16 protein-coding genes are annotated in these 16,399 nt (G+C 41.4%); 11 read left to right on the forward strand and 5 right to left on the reverse strand.

All coding sequences use genetic code 11. The features are described 5' to 3' along the window. Positions 1–41: 41 nt before the first annotated feature. From nifH to nifB, 5 genes are all read right to left on the reverse strand, one after another. On the reverse strand, positions 42–920 hold the full coding sequence (gene nifH / locus G3T18_RS16660) for a nitrogenase iron protein (protein WP_224411704.1): 879 nt from the start codon (positions 918–920) through the stop codon (positions 42–44). 413 nt (positions 921–1,333) lie between these two features. Next, on the reverse strand, positions 1,334–2,227 hold the full coding sequence (gene nifU / locus G3T18_RS16665; RefSeq protein ID WP_224411705.1) for a Fe-S cluster assembly protein NifU: 894 nt from the start codon (positions 2,225–2,227) through the stop codon (positions 1,334–1,336). A 166-nt stretch (positions 2,228–2,393) separates the two neighbouring features. After that, positions 2,394–3,596 carry a cysteine desulfurase NifS gene (gene nifS, locus G3T18_RS16670; RefSeq protein ID WP_224411706.1) on the reverse strand — a complete coding sequence of 401 codons (1,203 nt, stop codon included), beginning with the start codon at positions 3,594–3,596 and terminating at the stop codon, positions 2,394–2,396. Positions 3,597–3,719: 123 nt separating this feature from the next. Then, on the reverse strand, positions 3,720–3,857 hold the full coding sequence (locus G3T18_RS16675; RefSeq protein WP_224411707.1) for a hypothetical protein: 138 nt from the start codon (positions 3,855–3,857) through the stop codon (positions 3,720–3,722). Between the two features lie 11 nt (positions 3,858–3,868). Then, positions 3,869–5,305 carry a nitrogenase cofactor biosynthesis protein NifB gene (gene nifB, locus G3T18_RS16680; protein WP_224411708.1) on the reverse strand — a complete coding sequence of 479 codons (1,437 nt, stop codon included), beginning with the start codon at positions 5,303–5,305 and terminating at the stop codon, positions 3,869–3,871. Positions 5,306–6,176: 871 nt separating this feature from the next. Between nifB and cysE the strand changes: the two genes are divergently transcribed. The 11 genes from cysE (at position 6,177) to G3T18_RS16735 (ending at position 16,395) form a co-directional block, all read left to right on the forward strand. Beyond that, positions 6,177–6,977 (forward strand): serine O-acetyltransferase, encoded by an 801-nt coding sequence (gene cysE / locus G3T18_RS16685; RefSeq protein ID WP_224411709.1) that lies wholly within the window; start codon positions 6,177–6,179, stop codon positions 6,975–6,977. Then, on the forward strand, positions 6,958–7,221 hold the full coding sequence (locus tag G3T18_RS16690; protein WP_318013990.1) for an Asr1405/Asl0597 family protein: 264 nt from the start codon (positions 6,958–6,960) through the stop codon (positions 7,219–7,221). Before cysE ends, G3T18_RS16690 begins: the two co-directional genes overlap by 20 nt. 29 nt (positions 7,222–7,250) lie before the next feature. Beyond that, the gene (locus G3T18_RS16695) at positions 7,251–7,799 is read left to right on the forward strand and encodes a DNA starvation/stress protection protein DpsA (RefSeq protein ID WP_224411710.1); all 549 of its coding nucleotides are present in this window, start codon (positions 7,251–7,253) and stop codon (positions 7,797–7,799) included. A gap of 193 nt (positions 7,800–7,992) precedes the next feature. Then, a complete protein-coding gene (locus tag G3T18_RS16700; RefSeq protein WP_224411711.1) occupies positions 7,993–8,208 on the forward strand; it encodes a DUF2949 domain-containing protein in 216 nt (71 codons plus the stop codon). 21 nt (positions 8,209–8,229) lie between these two features. Further along, positions 8,230–9,363 (forward strand): homocitrate synthase, encoded by a 1,134-nt coding sequence (gene nifV, locus G3T18_RS16705; protein WP_224411712.1) that lies wholly within the window; start codon positions 8,230–8,232, stop codon positions 9,361–9,363. After that, positions 9,350–9,607 (forward strand): nitrogen fixation protein NifZ, encoded by a 258-nt coding sequence (locus G3T18_RS16710; protein WP_224411713.1) that lies wholly within the window; start codon positions 9,350–9,352, stop codon positions 9,605–9,607. Before nifV ends, G3T18_RS16710 begins: the two co-directional genes overlap by 14 nt. Before the next feature lie 89 nt (positions 9,608–9,696). Next, on the forward strand, positions 9,697–9,897 hold the full coding sequence (nifT, locus tag G3T18_RS16715; protein ID WP_224411714.1) for a putative nitrogen fixation protein NifT: 201 nt from the start codon (positions 9,697–9,699) through the stop codon (positions 9,895–9,897). 524 nt (positions 9,898–10,421) lie between these two features. Further along, positions 10,422–14,291 carry an EAL domain-containing protein gene (locus G3T18_RS16720; protein ID WP_224411715.1) on the forward strand — a complete coding sequence of 1,290 codons (3,870 nt, stop codon included), beginning with the start codon at positions 10,422–10,424 and terminating at the stop codon, positions 14,289–14,291. Positions 14,292–14,346: 55 nt separating this feature from the next. Next, positions 14,347–14,766 carry an ArsC/Spx/MgsR family protein gene (locus G3T18_RS16725; protein ID WP_224411716.1) on the forward strand — a complete coding sequence of 140 codons (420 nt, stop codon included), beginning with the start codon at positions 14,347–14,349 and terminating at the stop codon, positions 14,764–14,766. A 296-nt stretch (positions 14,767–15,062) separates the two neighbouring features. After that, positions 15,063–15,200 (forward strand): ribbon-helix-helix domain-containing protein, encoded by a 138-nt coding sequence (locus G3T18_RS16730; RefSeq protein ID WP_224411717.1) that lies wholly within the window; start codon positions 15,063–15,065, stop codon positions 15,198–15,200. Between the two features lie 172 nt (positions 15,201–15,372). Beyond that, positions 15,373–16,395, forward strand: a complete 1,023-nt coding sequence (locus G3T18_RS16735; protein WP_224411718.1) for a cytochrome c oxidase subunit II — start codon at positions 15,373–15,375, stop codon at positions 16,393–16,395. The last annotated feature ends 4 nt before the right edge of the window (positions 16,396–16,399 follow it).

A 16,399-nucleotide genomic window follows, 5' to 3' on the forward strand; every position in this document is an offset into this window, starting at 1 on the left:
TTCTTGTCTATCGGTGTATCGCCAGCCCCTAGTTACCGAAACTAGACAGCAGCAGTTTCTTGAGCTTTGTCAGCTTCGATAACCTTCTGATACTCTTCTTCACCGCCGAGTAGACCGAAGTCAACCAGCAGAGCTTCCAACTCATCCATCGTGATTGGAGTAGGAATTACCAGGTTGGTGTTTTTCTCAATCTTCTCAGCCAGAGTCCGATACTCATCAGCTTGTGGGTGAGTAGGATTGTGTTCGATTACGGTCATCCGGCGCAGTTCAGCTTCTTGTACTGCTTTGCTGCGAGGTACGAAGTGAATCATTTGAGTTCCCAGACGGCGAGCTAACTCTTCGATTAACTCAACTTCGTGGTCAACATTACGGCTGTTGCAGATTAAACCGCCTAAGCGAACGCCACCTGAGTGAGCGTACTTGAGAATGCCTCGTGCGATGTTGTTAGCGGCATACATTGCCATCATTTCACCGGAGGTTACGATGTAGATTTCTTGGGCTTTGCCTTCACGAATAGGCATAGCGAAACCACCACAAACAACGTCACCTAGTACGTCGTAGGATACGAAATCTAAGTCTTCGTAAGCTCCTTCTTCTTCGAGGAAGTTGATCGCGGTAATGATGCCACGACCAGCGCAGCCGACACCTGGTTCTGGACCGCCAGATTCTACGCACTTAACGTTTTTGTAACCTGTGAGCAATACTTCTTCGAGTTCGAGGTCTTCAACGGAACCGCGCTCTGCTGCTAAGTGCAGAATCGTGGTTTGTGCTTTACAGTGAAGCATTAAGCGGGTTGAGTCAGCTTTCGGGTCACAACCGACAATCATGATGCGGTTGTTGTCTGCTAAAGCGGCGATCGTGTTTTGAGATGTGGTGGATTTACCGATCCCGCCTTTTCCGTAAAATGCTATTTGACGCATGGTTGGTTTCTCGCTTATACTAGATGGTCTGCAATGAAATTAAATCTGAAGTTTTGGGATAAAGCGACGCTTAGGACAGCGATCGCTTTTTGTTTTTTGCGGGATTTTAGCTCTCGTTTGAATGTCAGCCTTGATTCGTATGTATGCAAAGTCTGTTTTTTTCAGCTTTGCTGGGAATTACGTCCGTGCGAACCCTCAATCTGGACATCGAACTGGCTAAAAGAGCCGCTCAGAGAAGCAATCTTTCCGGTGGCGATCGCTCTCTTTGTTTGGATTGGTACTTGTTCATCATCTTTCTTGTTTCCTAGAAGTTATTTGACTTATTTAAGGCTTAGTCATTGGGGATTTTTACTTCATATTTTTGATGTTTTGTCAATAGCTTTTTAGCTAATTTTGACAATCCCCAATCAGTTTTAGACAGAGACTACTGTGAGACTAGGTAAAACGCGATCTTTGAGTGTTGCTTCGATAGCGACTTTCAAAGTTTCGGTACTGCTAGCGCAACCACTACAAGCACCTTTGAGAATAACTTTGACAACCTCACCATCAACATCAAAGAGTTCCACATCACCACCGTCTTCAGCTAAAACTGGTCGGATTTGTTCCTCTAAAACTTGTTGAATGAGAGTAATTTTTTGCAAATTAGTGAGGGGTTTTCCTGGTTCGGCAGTGGATAATTTAGTTGTAGCAATTTCTGTTGCCACCTCCAAACCTTTCTCTTTTTCCAGAGTAACTTCTGCGAGTAAATCGTCGATATCGGATAAGCACGAACTGCAACCGCCTCCTGCTTTAACATAGTTTGTAACTTGTTCGGCAGTCGTGAGATTATTTTCGCGAATAACTCGTTTAATCTTGACATCACTGATGCCAAAACAACGGCAAACCAATGCTCCTTCGTCTTCTTCATGAGTTTCTAAGGGAATACCCTTGTAGTTATAAATAGCTGCTTCTAATGCCTCTTGTCCCATTACAGAACAGTGCATTTTTTCTTCTGGTAATCCTCCCAAGAACTCAGCAATTTCGCGGTTAGTAAGTTTTAATGCTTCTTCAATAGTTTTGCCGATTAGTAACTCAGTTAAAGCAGAAGAAGACGCGATCGCACTAGCACAACCAAAGGTTTGAAATTTTGCCTCAACGATTTTTTCTGTAGTTTCGTCAATCTTTAAATGTAGGCGGAGAGCATCTCCACAAGCAATACTTCCTACTTCTCCAGTTACTACTTTTTCGCCTTCATTCTTCTCTAGAATCGTTCCCTGATTTTTGGGATTATAGAAGAATTCCATTACTCGATCGGTATATTCCCACATTTTTCGTTACCAATTATTCCTTATTAGTTATTAGTAGTGATTAGGGATTAGGGATTGGGTTCAGTTATCAGTTAACAGTTACCAGTTTATCCTCGTTGTCTTCCCTTTCTCCCTTGTCTCCCCCCTCTCCCTTGTCTTCCCCCTCTTCCTTGTCCTCCAAGCTTTACTATCGGGTTAAAACTGCTTGTTCTTGTTCTTGTAACCAGTCAGCTCGATCGTTATTGAAAGGAGAAAGAGCGCGGAGACGTTCAATAACTCCTGGGAGAACTTCTAAGACGCGATCGATTTCTTCGATGGTAGTATAGCGTGATAAACTGAAGCGAATTGAACCGTGGAGAACGCTATAAGGTAGTCCCATTGAGCGTAAAACGTGGGACGGTTCTAAGGAACCAGAAGTGCAAGCAGAACCAGAAGAAGCACAAATTCCAAATTGATTGAGTGATAAGAGAATTGCCTCACCTTCAATATACTTAAAACCAATATTTGTTGTGTTAGGTAATCTTTCAATCGGGTCGCCATTAACGATCGCATTCTCTATACTTGCAAGTATACCTTTTTCTAGGCGATCGCGCAACTGTTTTTCTCCCTCAATATTAGCTAAATTTTTCTCTGCTAATTCAGCAGCTTTACCTAAAGCAACAATTCCTGGTACATTTTCCGTTCCACCGCGACGACCTCTTTCTTGATGTCCGCCAATTAAGAAGGGACGAAATCTGACTCCTCGGCGCACATACAACGCTCCAATTCCTTTCGGAGCATGGATTTTATGACCAGATAAAGTCAATAAATCGATCGTGCTAGTCTTCATGTTTAAGGGAATTTTACCCACCGCTTGTACCGCATCCACATGGAAGATTGCACCATAATCTTTAACAATCTGTCCGATACGCTCAATCGGGAAAACTACACCTGTTTCATTATTAGCATACATTACCGAAACCAAAGCAGTATTTCCCGTAAGCGATGCTTCTAATTCATCCAAATCAATTTGACCTTGAGAATTTACCGACAGATAAGTAACACTATAACCTTGCTTTTCTAGATATTTGCAAAGATTTAGAACTGCCGGATGTTCCACACAACTAGTCACAATATGTCGCTTATTCGGCTGGGCAGAAAGAGCCGCTCTAATTGCTGCATTATCTCCTTCGGTCCCACAACTGGTAAAGACTATTTCCGAAGCTTCTGCGCCCAAAAGCGATGCAACTTGTTCGCGTGCTTCCCTGACTGCTTTTCCTACTTGCCCGCCGAAGCTGTGCATACTAGAAGGATTACCATAATAAAGCGTTAGGTAAGGCAACATTGCCGAAACAACTTCTTCATCAATTTTGGTTGTAGCGTTGTTATCAAGATAAATGCAATCTTTCATAGCTATTTTACCTGCTATTTAAAATATTAGTTGGAGCGAATCTAGAATAATTAGCGATGGGAAGAAAATGGAAGCGCAGTTCTAAGTTGTTGTCGTTTTAATTTTCTCTTCCCTAGTGAAAACTTAGTGATGCTGTTTCTCTTTAAGCTGGGCTACTAAGCGGTTATAAGTAACAAACCAGGATTCCCAGTAACCATTATCATTATTCGGAGAAATAGTTGCGGGTAATTTTTGGGTTGGACGATCTACTGTTCTAACCATAACTTTACTCCTTATGATTGGGTTTTTTTACTGTATTGCTCGTAAAAGTCAAGAGCAAGTTTGTCAATTACGTCATAGCCTTCAAATGGTTCTACTCCAGCTTTGCGTAATTCTCCTTGAGGACAGTCCCCAATTTTGGAAGCCAACACTGCTTTGCAATCAGAAATTGCTTGAATAATGTTGTTTAAAGTTGCTTCTTCGCCGTAACCACCTTGGCAATAATGATCGATTTTGCGGTGTCCGACAAATTTTACTTCTGCGCCATCAACTTCAAAAATTTGGAACTCTTTCGCATGACCAAAATGTTGATTAACTAAACCACTACCTTTAGTTGCTACTGCGACAAGAATTTTTTCACCTGTTTTCCTTTTCTTCTGGGCAGCTTTCTGCTCTTTGGTTGCTTTCAGTTGTTCTCGGAATTGGTCGATACCTGCGTGTACTTCCTGACGTTTCTGGATGTCATATTCAGGAGTCATCTCCATGAATTTAGTTTTGGTGAATTCCTGAGAGCGATCTTCACCCAGAAGTCCTACCGCATCAGCGCGACACTGGCGACAATGACGCATCATTTTCATGTTGCCGGAGCATTTGTCTTGTAGTGATTTTAACTCTTTGGGAGTAGGTCCGCGCTGTCCGTTTAAGCCGAAATAAGTACCGTGTTCGGGGGCGGAGATTAAGGGCATGATGTTGTGCAAAAATGCACCTTTGGAACGAATTACTTCATCGACTTCGGCGAGGTGTTCGTCATTAATTCCTGGAATCATGACGGAGTTAACTTTGCAGAGGATGTCTGCTTCCTGAAGGGCTTGTAAGCCTTCCATCTGTCTTTCGTGAAGAATTTTGACTCCTTCGATACCCCGGTAGCGGCGACGGTTATAACGAACCCAAGGGTAAATTTTTTCGCCGACTTTGGGGTCAACCATATTAATAGTAATGGTGACGTGATCGACATTCAGTTGTTTAATGCGATCGACATGATCGGGTAGCATTAAGCCGTTGGTGGATAAGCAGAGTTTGATATCCGGGGCTTTGTCTGCAATTAGTTCAAACGTGCGGAAGGTTTTTTCGGGGTTTGCTAAGGGGTCGCCAGGTCCAGCTATACCGAGGACTGTCATTTGCGGGATTTTGCCAGCAATTACTAAGACTTTGTGGGCTGCTTCTTCGGGGGTTAGCAGTTCGCTAACGACTCCCGGACGACTTTCATTGGCGCAGTCATATTTGCGATTGCAGTAATTGCATTGAATGTTACAAGCAGGAGCTACGGCTACGTGCATCCGTGCATAGTGATGGTGGGCTTCTTCACTGTAACAAGGGTGTTTGGCAATGCGTTCTTGGAGTTTTTGGTCTTTAATTTCTTTTGGTGAAGAACCACTGCAACTGCAACTACCAGAAGATTTCTTGGGCTGAGTTTGTGGTTCGATGGTTAATGTTCCTGTAGGATGTAACATTGAATTCCGTGATTGAGACAGTAATTGACTGGACGAGGGCAAAGTTGAGATTTGATTGGGGTTTGTTTTTTTCTTTGCCTTAGCGTTATGAACTTTATACCAGCTTCATTTTGGGAAGCCTTGGTTTTGCCAGTCGCTTAGATTTATTGGATTAATTAGGGTTGTACTCAGAGGTTCTAAGCTTTGATTTTCTAGGAAAAAAATTTTTTTTGGGGGTAGGGGTTCTAGTATTTATGGGTAGGGGTTCTAGTATTTTCACGTAGGGGGTCTTGTATTTCTGTACTCAGGCTTAAAGTTATACGGGATAAGGAATGTACTGACTTATTAGTTTGAGTGTGAAAGTTAAGCTTGTTTGTACTCACTTGAAGAAAAAACTGGAGTAAGCGTATCGAGCTTACCCAGTGATGTCACGGAATTCAATTTCTGTATTTAATTTAACAGATTTTTCTAGGAAAATTAACTATATATTTGCTGTGCCGAGCGAAAATACCGGAGAGAAAGACTGAAAAGCTTGAATTATCTAGGGTTGAATGCTCGTAAGAGCAAGGAAGAAATGAGTACAAAATTTGAGGTCAAAATTTAGTGTTGAAATTGGGTGAAAATCTTGTCTGGGAGAGGATTTAAGCTTGAGTACAACAATACAAGTACCCTGAACCAGAAATACTCAACCCCCTAGTAAGAAATACTAGCCCCCCTACCCCAAAAATTATTTTTTCAATCGATCGAAGGCTGATGTGGTCTAGGTTCTAGATATTTTGAGTACAACGTTAATAAATCTAATAAGCTTAAGCGAGTCGGAGAGTAGCTGTACGCAAGTCGGCACTTGATATAAGCATTAATAATACATCTCGTCCTAAAATCAGAAAATCCGATGTTACAGCCGCTCGCTATTGGGAAAAGCCGGAAGTGGAACCACCGCAAGGGAAAAGTTACTTCTGCTTCTGGTAATTCTCGTTATTCCCCATCCTTACCTCCCAATGCTGAATCGACTGAATTTGTTTCTCCCCATTGGTGGGAGGGGCTAAAAAGTGATTTTCAGGTAATTTTCGATCGCGACCCGGCGGCGGAAAATTGGCTGGAGGTGTTATGCTGCTATCCAGGTTTACACGCTTTGGCGTTACATCGCCTTGCTCATTGGTTACGATCGCGCTCTATTCCTTTTCTACCTCGTTTGCTTTCACACTGGGGACGTTTTTTAACGGGTATTGAGATTCATCCTGGTGCCAAAATTGGTAAGGGGGTGTTTATCGATCATGGAATGGGAGTTGTTATTGGTGAAACTGCTATTGTTGGTGATTATTGTTTAATTTATCAAAATGCCACTTTAGGTGGTACGGGTAAAGAATCTGGTAAGCGCCATCCTACGTTAGGAAATAATGTAGTTGTGGGTGCAGGTGCAAAGGTTTTAGGTAATCTAAGAATTGGCGATCGCGTTCGCATTGGTGCTGGTTCGATTGTCCTCCGTGATGTCCCCAATGATTGCACGGTGGTGGGGGTACCTGGTCGGATTATCTCTCGTACTGGTCACGGTTGCCCTTTGGAACACAATAATTTACCCGATCCTGAAGCTAGAGCGATCCGAAGTTTAATGATGCGGATCGAACAACTAGAACAACAGTTACAGAATTTACAATCGACGCAAGCGGAAAATAATGATGTTTATCACTCCTAGTCCTGATGCTCTTCAGGTTGGCACAATTTCACGTAGCGATCGCTGGTTGCTATATCGCCGCCTCCAAGAGTTAAAAATTTCCTGTTGGTGTCCTGCTGATGGCTCTCTTTGGGTTGAAGTTAACCATTGCCTTGATGCCGTTCTTTTACGCAGTGCGGTGCAGCAATTAGTTGCTTCTCGCCCGGAGTTAGTCAATTGGCTGGAACGCTGTTGGGAAACTCAAGTTCCAAGTCCGTCTCATTAACACTATTAACTATTACCACAAGTAGAACGATGACGCAAGCACAAGTAATCGTCCAACCCTTTGGGGAAATTAAGGATAATGTTGTTGGTTTCGCTCCTGAAGAAATCACTCCGGTTTGTGAAGGTTTGAATATTGCTTTGGCGAGTTTCCAAGCTCTTTATCTACAATATGAAAAACATCATTTTGTGGTTGAAGGCTCTCAATTTTATTCGCTGCATCAATATTTTCAAGAAAGTTACGAAGCTGTCCGCAATCACGTTCATGAAGTTGGCGAACGTTTGCATGGTTTGGGTGGTACACCTGTGGCTAGTTTTACGAAATTAGCTGAATTGTGTTGCTTTGAACCTGAAGATGATAGTATTTTTCCTAGTCGTCAAATGGTCGAACAGGATCTTAAAGCAGAACAAGCGCTGATCGGTTTAATTCGTCGTCAAGCAGCCCAAGCCGAAAGTGTTGGCGATCGCGCTACTCGCTATATTTACGAGCAAATTCTTTTACAAACTGAAGAACGTGCTTTCCACCTGGAGCATTTCTTGGCTGCTGATAGTCTTACTTTGGCTTTTGTTCAGTCGAAGTAACTACCCCGATGATGCTCAATAATCGGCGCTTGGATTGCTTGTTTTTAACTACTGTTATCAGTTACTAACTAAACATAGTTACCCCCTTTCTCAACTTTCGAGGAAAAAGTGAACGGAAGCTAAAACACGATAACTGATAATTGTCAACTGAGAAAGGTGGGTAATTTTAACTGGTAACTGAAAAGGTGCTGTCATGGAAATCAATTTCAAACTTAAGGAATTTACTAACTTTTTGCAGGAAGAACTGGCAATTTCACCTGCGGAAGTAGCGGTAGTAATCGAACGTAGACAAAGCATCAGCGATCCTTTACCAATGCTGCTATGGCAGTATGGCTTAGTTTCTATCGAACAGCTACAACGGATTTTTGATTGGTTAGATAATCAACCAGTTTGTAACGTCTTAGTTTAAGGTGTGGAAGGAGATTAAAACATGGGTCACGTTACAATTAACGATACAACTTTGCGGGATGGCGAACAAGCTGCTGGAGTAGCATTTACAGTTGAGGAGAAAGTAGCGATCGCTACTTTAATGGATGCAATTGGCGTGCCAGAATTAGAAGTTGGTATTCCGGCAATGGGGGGAGAAGAGGCAGAAGCGATCGCTAAGATTGCTAGCCTCGGTTTAAAGACTAAACTCCTCGGTTGGAATCGTGCGGTGCGATCGGATATTGAAGCTTCTCTTGCTTGTGGTTTGGAACGGGTACATATCTCGATTCCTGTCTCAGAAATCCAAATTGCCGCGAAGTTTAATGGTAATTGTCGCTTAGTCTTAAATAAACTACGCGAGACAATTAATTTTGCCCGCGATCGCGGTTTATATGTTACTGTCGGAGCAGAGGATTCTTCGCGGGCTGATGAAGCTTTTCTCCTGGAAGTAGCTCTTTCTGCTCAAGATTGGGGCGCTTCTCGCTTTCGTTTTTGCGATACTGTTGGCATTCTCGATCCTACCGCTACTTACGCCAAAGTTAAATATCTCGTTAACTGGCTATCTATTCCTGTCGAAATGCACACCCACGACGATTTTGGTTTAGCAACTGCTAATGCTTTGGCTGGTATTCAAGCAGGTGCATTATCAGTAAATACTACTATCAATGGTTTAGGAGAAAGAGCAGGAAATGCGGCTTTAGAAGAAGTTGTTATGGCGCTAAAAAGGCTTTATTCTCTTGAAGTTGGCATTAATACTCGCCGCTTAAAAGAACTTTCTGATTTTGTGGCTACTGCATCTGGTTGTTCTGTACCACCTTGGAAAGCTATTGTTGGTGAAAATGCTTTTGTTCATGAGTCTGGTATCCACGCTCACGCGATCTTAAAAAATCCTCATACCTACGAACCTTTTGCTCCGGAAGAAGTAGGTTGGGAACGTCGTTTAGTCGCTGGAAAACACTCCGGAAGACATTTAGTTTCGAGCATTTTGCAACAGTATGGAGTTAATCTTACCCATGAAGAAAGTCAATGGGTTTTAGATGCAGTGCGACAGTTATCTGTAGAAGTAAAACGCAGTTTAACTGGAGAAGAATTGTTAGATATAGTTTCTCATCGGAGGATCGCTCATGGTGTCGGATGAAATCGAACTTGATAGTCCGCCTGTATTTGAAATGGAACAAAAAGTTAGGGTGCGTAAGTTAATTCGCAATGATGGTACTTTCCCCGGTAGAGAAATTGGCGAAGCTTTGGCAAAAAAAGGTGATGTCGGTTATGTTGTTGGGATTGGTACTTATTTGCAAATGTACTACATTTATGCAATCCATTTCGTAGATCAAGGTGTGGTTGTCGGCTGTCGTCGCAAAGAATTAGAGGTGGTTGAATAAAGGCTAATTTAAGCAATTTCCCAAGTTTAACTGTTTCAAGTTCGTCGTTTACTAATTACAATCTATTCACTAACAAGAGGAATATTTTCATGAAAGTAATGCTGCGCAAAAATGCTGCTGGACATTTATCAGTCTATGTGGCTAAAAAAGATTTAGAGGAAGAAGTTGTTAGCGAAACTGTAGTTCCGGAAGGCAAAATTTTGACTTTAACTAATGGTTGGGAATTACAGATAGCTAATTTACCCGAACCAATTAAACTTCCTCAAACTATTGACGCGAAAAAACTTTAATTAGTAGGGTGGGCATTGCCCACCATCTCTTGTGGTGATTTTTCTGAAAATTACTTAAGATTTGCTTTTTATTTTTCTTAAATTTATGATGATTTCTTGGCATTGAGAATGCTGGTTGCTGAAAGCGACCTTCCCAAAAATACGAAGATAAATTAGCTAAATTTTTTTTTAAATCGGAAAAATTATGGTTGATAATTATTGATGTTTGTTGTTAAAATTTAACTACTTGCTTGTCCGGTCGCGCTCAAATAAGGAAATTTTTAAGTTTGATTTTTACCCAATTATTTCCAATCAATAACTAACAGGAAATAAGAGTAATTTAAGTAAATTTTAACCAAAATTGATAAAGTTTAAAGCTTTGTAGTAGTAGATACAAAACCATTAGGAATAATTATCTAAAATAAGATTAAGAATAATCTAGGCTAGAACAGTGAGTATTAGTGCATCTAGAGTTTAAGTTAAATAAACTCCCTGAGCGTAGAGGATCGCTTCAGTAATTAAAATTCTCAGAGAGGAAAAGAGAAATGAATACTCAAGAATTGACCAAAGTTTCTCAAAATGATAAGTACAACAAAAAATATCATGCCAACGTAACTAACTTGAATGCTTACCGAGAGGAAATTAGCCAAGAACAGGAAAACAAACAAATTTCTCCTAATTATGTGCGAGAATTAGAGAATATAAAATTTGCCTTAGATCGAGCAGCGATTGTAGCGATCGCGGACGTAAAGGGAATTATTATTGAAGTTAATCAAAAGTTTTGTCAAGTTTCTGGCTACTCTCAAGAAGAACTAATCGGTCAAAGTTATCAGCTCATCAATTCTGGCTATCATTCATCCGAGTTTTTCTCCCAGCTTTGGTCAACAATTAGTGCGGGAAAAGTGTGGCACGGCGAAATCAAAGAGCGAGCTAAAAACGGAAGTTATTATTGGGTTGATACGACTATTATTCCTTTTCTAGATGAGAATCAACAACTTTATCAATATTTAGCAATTCAATTTGAGATTAGCGATCGCAAACAAATCGAAGAAGAACTAAGAGAAAGTCGGAATCAATACCAAACTTTAGTTAATTTGTCACCTGTAGGGTTATTTCGCACCGATAGCGAAGGAAAATTTTTAGATGTCAACGAACGTTGGTGCGAACTATCAGGAATGATCCCCGAAGAAGCCACAGGAGAAGGTTGGGTAAAAAGCGTGCATCCCGAAGATCGCGCTTCAGTAGTTGAAGAATGGTATGCAGCGATCGAGAAAAAATTGCCTTTTAAATCAACAGAATATCGCTTACAACGTCCTGATGGAATCGTCACTTGGGTTTATGCTCAAGTAGTAGCAGAAACCACAACTGAGGGAAAGATTCTTAGTTATATTGGCACGATCGCCGATATTACCGAACGGAGAAAAGCGGAAGAGAAATTGCGCTATCATGCTTGGCACGACTCACTCACAGGATTAGCTAACCGAGCCTATTTTTCACAACATCTCGAAGCAGCGCTAGAAAGAGAGCCAACTTCTTCTGAATTTTTTGCCGTATTCTTTCTCGACCTAAATCGTTTCAAAGTAGTTAACGATAGTTTAGGACATTTAGTTGGCGATCGCTTATTGTGTGAAGTAGCAGATCGTCTGCGTAGTTGTTTGCGAGCCGAAGATCTTGTCGCTCGTTTAGGTGGAGACGAATTTACCATCCTCGTCGAAAACGTCCATGACATTCACCAAGTGCGGCAAATTGGCGATCGCCTCGAAGCCCAACTCGCCCAACCCTTTGTTCTCGATCGGCAACAAATTTTTACCAGTGCTAGCATTGGGATCGTTTTATGTTATCCCAAAAAAGCCCAGCGCTCGAGCCAAACAACAACAGAAAATACTCGCTTTCCTCATTGTCCTTTATCCAATCTTATCGCATTTCATCAAAATCCCGAAGACATTTTACGAGCCGCCGATACTGCCATGTATCGTGCAAAAGAACAAGGAGGAATTTCGCGATCTGTAATTTTTAATCCGCAAATGTACGAACAAGCGATCGCCTTATTAGAATTAGAAAACGACCTCAGACGAGCCTTAGAAAACTGCCAAGAATTTGTTCTCCACTACCAGCCAATTTTTTCCTCAGAAACCGGCAAAATTCTCAGTTTTGAAGCCTTAGTGCGCTGGCAACATCCTCAACGAGGATTAGTCCTTCCCCAAGAATTTATTCCCTTAGCTGAAGAAACCGGATTAATCATTCCACTAGGACATTACATTTTGGCACAAGCAGCCAATCAGTTACAAAAGTGGCAATCGGCTTTTATCGGCGAACTTCAATTAACAATGAATGTAAATATTTCCCCCAAACAATTTGCCGATTTGCAATTGGTGGAACAAATCAAGCGAATTTTGCAAGCTACAGGAATTAAGGGAAGTAGTTTAAACCTAGAAATTACCGAAAGTTGCTTAATTGATAATCCCGAATCAGCAACGATAATGCTTTTAGAATTAAAAAAGCTCGGCATTCGCCTTTCAATTGACGACTTTGGCACAGGTTACTCTTCTTTATCGCATTTGGTAAGTTTTCCGATAGATAATCTCAAAATTGACCGCTCTTTTATCAGCGAAATCCAAGCAAAACAGCCCAAAAAAGAGCGAGATTCAGTTGTTTGGACGATAATTACCCTAGCGCATAATCTCGGTTTAGAAGTAGTAGCTGAGGGAGTAGAAAATGAAATTCAGCTAGAGCAACTTCGGGAATTGAGATGTGAAAAAGTACAGGGAAATCTTTTTGCTCAAGCCTTAGCAGTAGAAGCAGCCACAGCATTATTAACGTCTTCAGCACAATTGACAAACACTGAAGATAAAATTATTCAGCAGCAGAAAAATAATTGCTCTCGTCAACAAGAAAAATTACTGAAACTAGCACGTCAGGAAAAACTGCTGAAGCGTCGCGTCGCTACACAAATCCGCGATTCTTTAGATTTGAATAAGATTATTGAAACGGCGATTAATGAAATTCGTCAAATGCTTGATGTGGAATGCTGTCAGTTTTTGTGGTATCGTCCAGAGGCGAAGATGCCGACTTTTGAGCCGATCCGCCAAGTTTGCCAGTTAAATAAAGTTTGCACGGGTTGCGTGAAACCGAAAACGCCCGCGATTGATGTTTTGGGCGAGATGCTGCTGTCAAAAAATTTGCTCAAGATCGATAATATTTCTGTAGATCCCGGAATTGGACTGGAAAATCGCAATTATTTGCACAAAAAAGAAATCAAATCTTTGTTAGCGATCGCCATTCGTCCAAAATCGGGAGAAGTTGGCGCGATCGTTTGCGAGCATCGCCAGCGCCGACATATTTGGCAAGAAGAGGAAATTGAGTTATTAACAGATTTAGCCGATCAACTGGCGATCGCGATCGATCTCGCCCGACTTTATGAAGCTAGTCGCTTGGCGGCAACTACGGCAAAAGCTTCAGCAGTGCAAATGCAGCAAGCCCTCGAAAAACTTCAGCAAACTCAAAGTCAATTGATCCAAACAGAAAAAATGTCTAGTTTGGGGTTACTGGTAGCAGGAGTAGCACACGAAGTCAACAATCCCATTAATTTTATTTCTGGCAATATCAGTCACGTGCAACAATATGTAGCTGATTTACTGGAATTGTTACAACTCTACCAACTGTATTATCCTCAACCACCTATTCAGATCCAAGAATTGAGCGAGGCGATCGATATTGAGTTTGTTCAACAAGATTTACCTAGCGCGATCGCTTCGATGAAAATGGGAACCAGTCGAATTCAAGAAATTGTCCAAAGTTTACGCAATTTTTCCCGCGTTGATGAAGCGGAAATGAAATTTGTCAATATTCACGAAGGAATTGACAGCACTTTATTAATTTTAAGCAATCGCCTCAAAGTAAATAGTAATGTTTATCAAACCCAGTACAAAACCTCTTTTCATTCCACGGTAGAAATCATTAAAGAATACGGGAATTTACCTTTAGTTGAATGCTATCCCGGACAACTTAATCAAGTATTCATGAACATCCTTTGTAACGCCTTAGATGCCCTCGATAGTTACAATCAACAGCGTTTTCTCGCCGAAGGCATCTCCTCGACTACTCAAATTTTAATTCGCACTGAACAGATCGATGCCAATTCGATCCGCGTCTGTATTCGAGATAACGGACCGGGAATGACTCAAGAAGTCAAAAAGCGACTTTTCGATCCTTTCTTCACTACCAAACCTGTTGGTAAAGGTACGGGATTAGGATTATCGATCGGCTATCAAATTATCGTTGAAAAGCATAAAGGTAAACTGGAGTGCATTTCTTCTCCTGGTAAAGGTGCTGAATTTCACATCGATATACCCGTGCGTCAAACGAAGCTTAAACCCAAAAGAAAGTCCGCGATCGCGCTTTCTACCGCCGGATGAGGAGATAACAATCTCTCAGCCGCTTTCTATCCACTTCTATTAATAAATTAAGGACATGAAGAAAATCATTTTTTACGAAAAACCGGGCTGCATTAATAACACTAAACAGAAAGCTATCCTCTTAGCAGCCGGACATCAACTAGAAGCACGTAACCTCCTTACTGAAGTTTGGACGCCGACAAAATTACGGGCATTTTTTGGCACCAAACCTGTAGTTGAGTGGTTCAATTATTCAGCACCGCAAATCAAATCTGGTCAAATTATTCCTGCCCAATTAGATGAAAATACAGCATTGAAATTAATGCTCTCCGAACCATTGCTAATTCGTCGTCCCTTAATTCAAGTCGGAAATGAATTTGCTGTTGGCTTCGATTTAGAAACAATTAATAATTGGATTGGAATCAATTCTGTTGATAATTCCCGTGATTTAGAAACTTGCCCGCGCGGCGGCAAATCCTTGCCCAACTACTGCTAGTTAGGGTTTCCTCTTAACTTTTTACTCCCAATCAGAGAGAAAAATGGATCCTGTCAATTTTCCTTTTTTTCTCTCTTTTTCTCTCTTTTTCTAGTAGTTGAATGTTAAGCTTATCTCGCGAGTATATTTCGGTGAATTTTCGTAATTATACTTGATTGAAAAACGAAAAAATGTAGCACAAGTTACTTTTTGCTTTCTCGCTGAAATGAAAAAATCGAGACAATTTGTCAATTTTTTTCAAGAAAATCAACTATTTAGTAAAAAATTTTGCAGTTATTTGATGTCATTTTGATGCCATGAAAAGATTTAGTCTGAGACTTACCGAAGCAGAATATAAAAAGCTCAAAACCTACTGCGAGCAAGTAAAAGTGTCGATGAACGACGTAATTAGAGAACTAATTCGCGAGTGGAAAGCCAAATCTCCCAATCAGTAGTAATTGCTAATTGAAGTCAGTAAGCGATCGCGCGCGTTAGGTAATCGAGATAACTTTAGCCACGAGGTGAAAAGTGTAAATTAAAAAAAGCCTTAAAACTTTAGTTAGGGGAAAAGTCTCGTAGGAAAATAGACAATCAGTGCCAATCTTCAACTTCACCAGGTAGTAAACAATGGACGAAAAAGAAAAAATTCCAGTTTCACTTTTAACCCTAACTGCGGGGATTGTAGTCACCCTAGTCAGTTTCTGGGTTGGTCAAAATCATGGTTTAATGCCAGAGCAAGCTTCTCAACAAGCGCCTCTAGTAGACAAATTTTTTAGCGTGATGATGACCATTGGTACAGCCTTGTTTCTCGTAGTCGAAGGAGCGATCGTCATTGCGGTAATTAGGTTTCGACACCGAAAAGGAGACGATACCGATGCTGCGCCAATTATTGGGAATTTGCCCTTAGAAGCTTTCTGGACGGCAATTCCAGCGATTATCGTCATCGGGTTGGGAATTTACAGCGTCGAAGTGTACCGCGATATGGGCGGTTTCGATCCTGCCACTGGGCATACTATGGCTCATCACCACCCGACAGTGCAAGTAGCTTATTTACCCGAAAGTAATTTGAGTGGTGGTTTAATTGCCCAAACCGAGAATACCACTACAGAACCCAAAAAAATCTATGGTTTCGGTGCTACACCAGATACTGAAACAACTCCCGCCGATTTAGTAGTAAATGTCACGGGGATACAATTTGCTTGGTTGTTTAACTACCCAGAAAGTGGGATTATGGCAGGCGAACTTCACGTTCCCCTCGGTGCAGACGTACAACTGAACATTGCCGCACAAGATGTGATTCACTCATTTTGGGTTCCTCAGTTTCGGCTCAAACAAGATGCAATTCCCGGTCAAAATACAGAATTACGTTTCGTAGCGACGAAAACAGGAACTTATCCGATCGTTTGTGCAGAATTGTGCGGTGGTTATCACGGAGCAATGAGAACCCAGTTAATCGTGGATACACCAGAAGCATATCAAGCTTGGGTAGCAGAAAATCAAATTGCTCAAGCAGAAAATCGCGATCGCGCGATCGCACTTAACCCCCATAACTTATCGGTATCTGAATTTCTTGCTCCCTACACAGAAACACTGGGAATTAATCAGCACGCCTTAGCTCAAATTAAAGCAGAAGCGATCGCGCAATTCTAACTCC

Source organism: Oscillatoria salina IIICB1, from assembly GCF_020144665.1.
In the GTDB taxonomy this organism is placed as follows: Bacteria; Cyanobacteriota; Cyanobacteriia; order Cyanobacteriales; family SIO1D9; genus IIICB1.

Excerpts from the sequence above, each read along its gene's own strand:
- cysE (WP_224411709.1), top strand. The coding sequence starts at position 6,177 with ATGTTACAGCCGCTCGCTATTGGGAAAAGCCGGAAGTGGAACCACCGC.
- G3T18_RS16690 (WP_318013990.1), top strand. The coding sequence starts at position 6,958 with ATGATGTTTATCACTCCTAGTCCTGATGCTCTTCAGGTTGGCACAATT.
- G3T18_RS16710 (WP_224411713.1), top strand. The coding sequence starts at position 9,350 with ATGGTGTCGGATGAAATCGAACTTGATAGTCCGCCTGTATTTGAAATG.
- nifS (WP_224411706.1), bottom strand. The coding sequence starts at position 3,596 with ATGAAAGATTGCATTTATCTTGATAACAACGCTACAACCAAAATTGAT.
- G3T18_RS16730 (WP_224411717.1), top strand. The coding sequence starts at position 15,063 with ATGAAAAGATTTAGTCTGAGACTTACCGAAGCAGAATATAAAAAGCTC.
- nifH (WP_224411704.1), bottom strand. The coding sequence starts at position 920 with ATGCGTCAAATAGCATTTTACGGAAAAGGCGGGATCGGTAAATCCACC.
- nifV (WP_224411712.1), top strand. The coding sequence starts at position 8,230 with ATGGGTCACGTTACAATTAACGATACAACTTTGCGGGATGGCGAACAA.
- G3T18_RS16720 (WP_224411715.1), top strand. The coding sequence starts at position 10,422 with ATGAATACTCAAGAATTGACCAAAGTTTCTCAAAATGATAAGTACAAC.
- G3T18_RS16675 (WP_224411707.1), bottom strand. The coding sequence starts at position 3,857 with ATGGTTAGAACAGTAGATCGTCCAACCCAAAAATTACCCGCAACTATT.
- G3T18_RS16700 (WP_224411711.1), top strand. The coding sequence starts at position 7,993 with ATGGAAATCAATTTCAAACTTAAGGAATTTACTAACTTTTTGCAGGAA.
- G3T18_RS16735 (WP_224411718.1), top strand. The coding sequence starts at position 15,373 with ATGGACGAAAAAGAAAAAATTCCAGTTTCACTTTTAACCCTAACTGCG.
- G3T18_RS16695 (WP_224411710.1), top strand. The coding sequence starts at position 7,251 with ATGACGCAAGCACAAGTAATCGTCCAACCCTTTGGGGAAATTAAGGAT.
- nifB (WP_224411708.1), bottom strand. The coding sequence starts at position 5,305 with ATGTTACATCCTACAGGAACATTAACCATCGAACCACAAACTCAGCCC.
- G3T18_RS16725 (WP_224411716.1), top strand. The coding sequence starts at position 14,347 with ATGAAGAAAATCATTTTTTACGAAAAACCGGGCTGCATTAATAACACT.
- nifT (WP_224411714.1), top strand. The coding sequence starts at position 9,697 with ATGAAAGTAATGCTGCGCAAAAATGCTGCTGGACATTTATCAGTCTAT.
- nifU (WP_224411705.1), bottom strand. The coding sequence starts at position 2,227 with ATGTGGGAATATACCGATCGAGTAATGGAATTCTTCTATAATCCCAAA.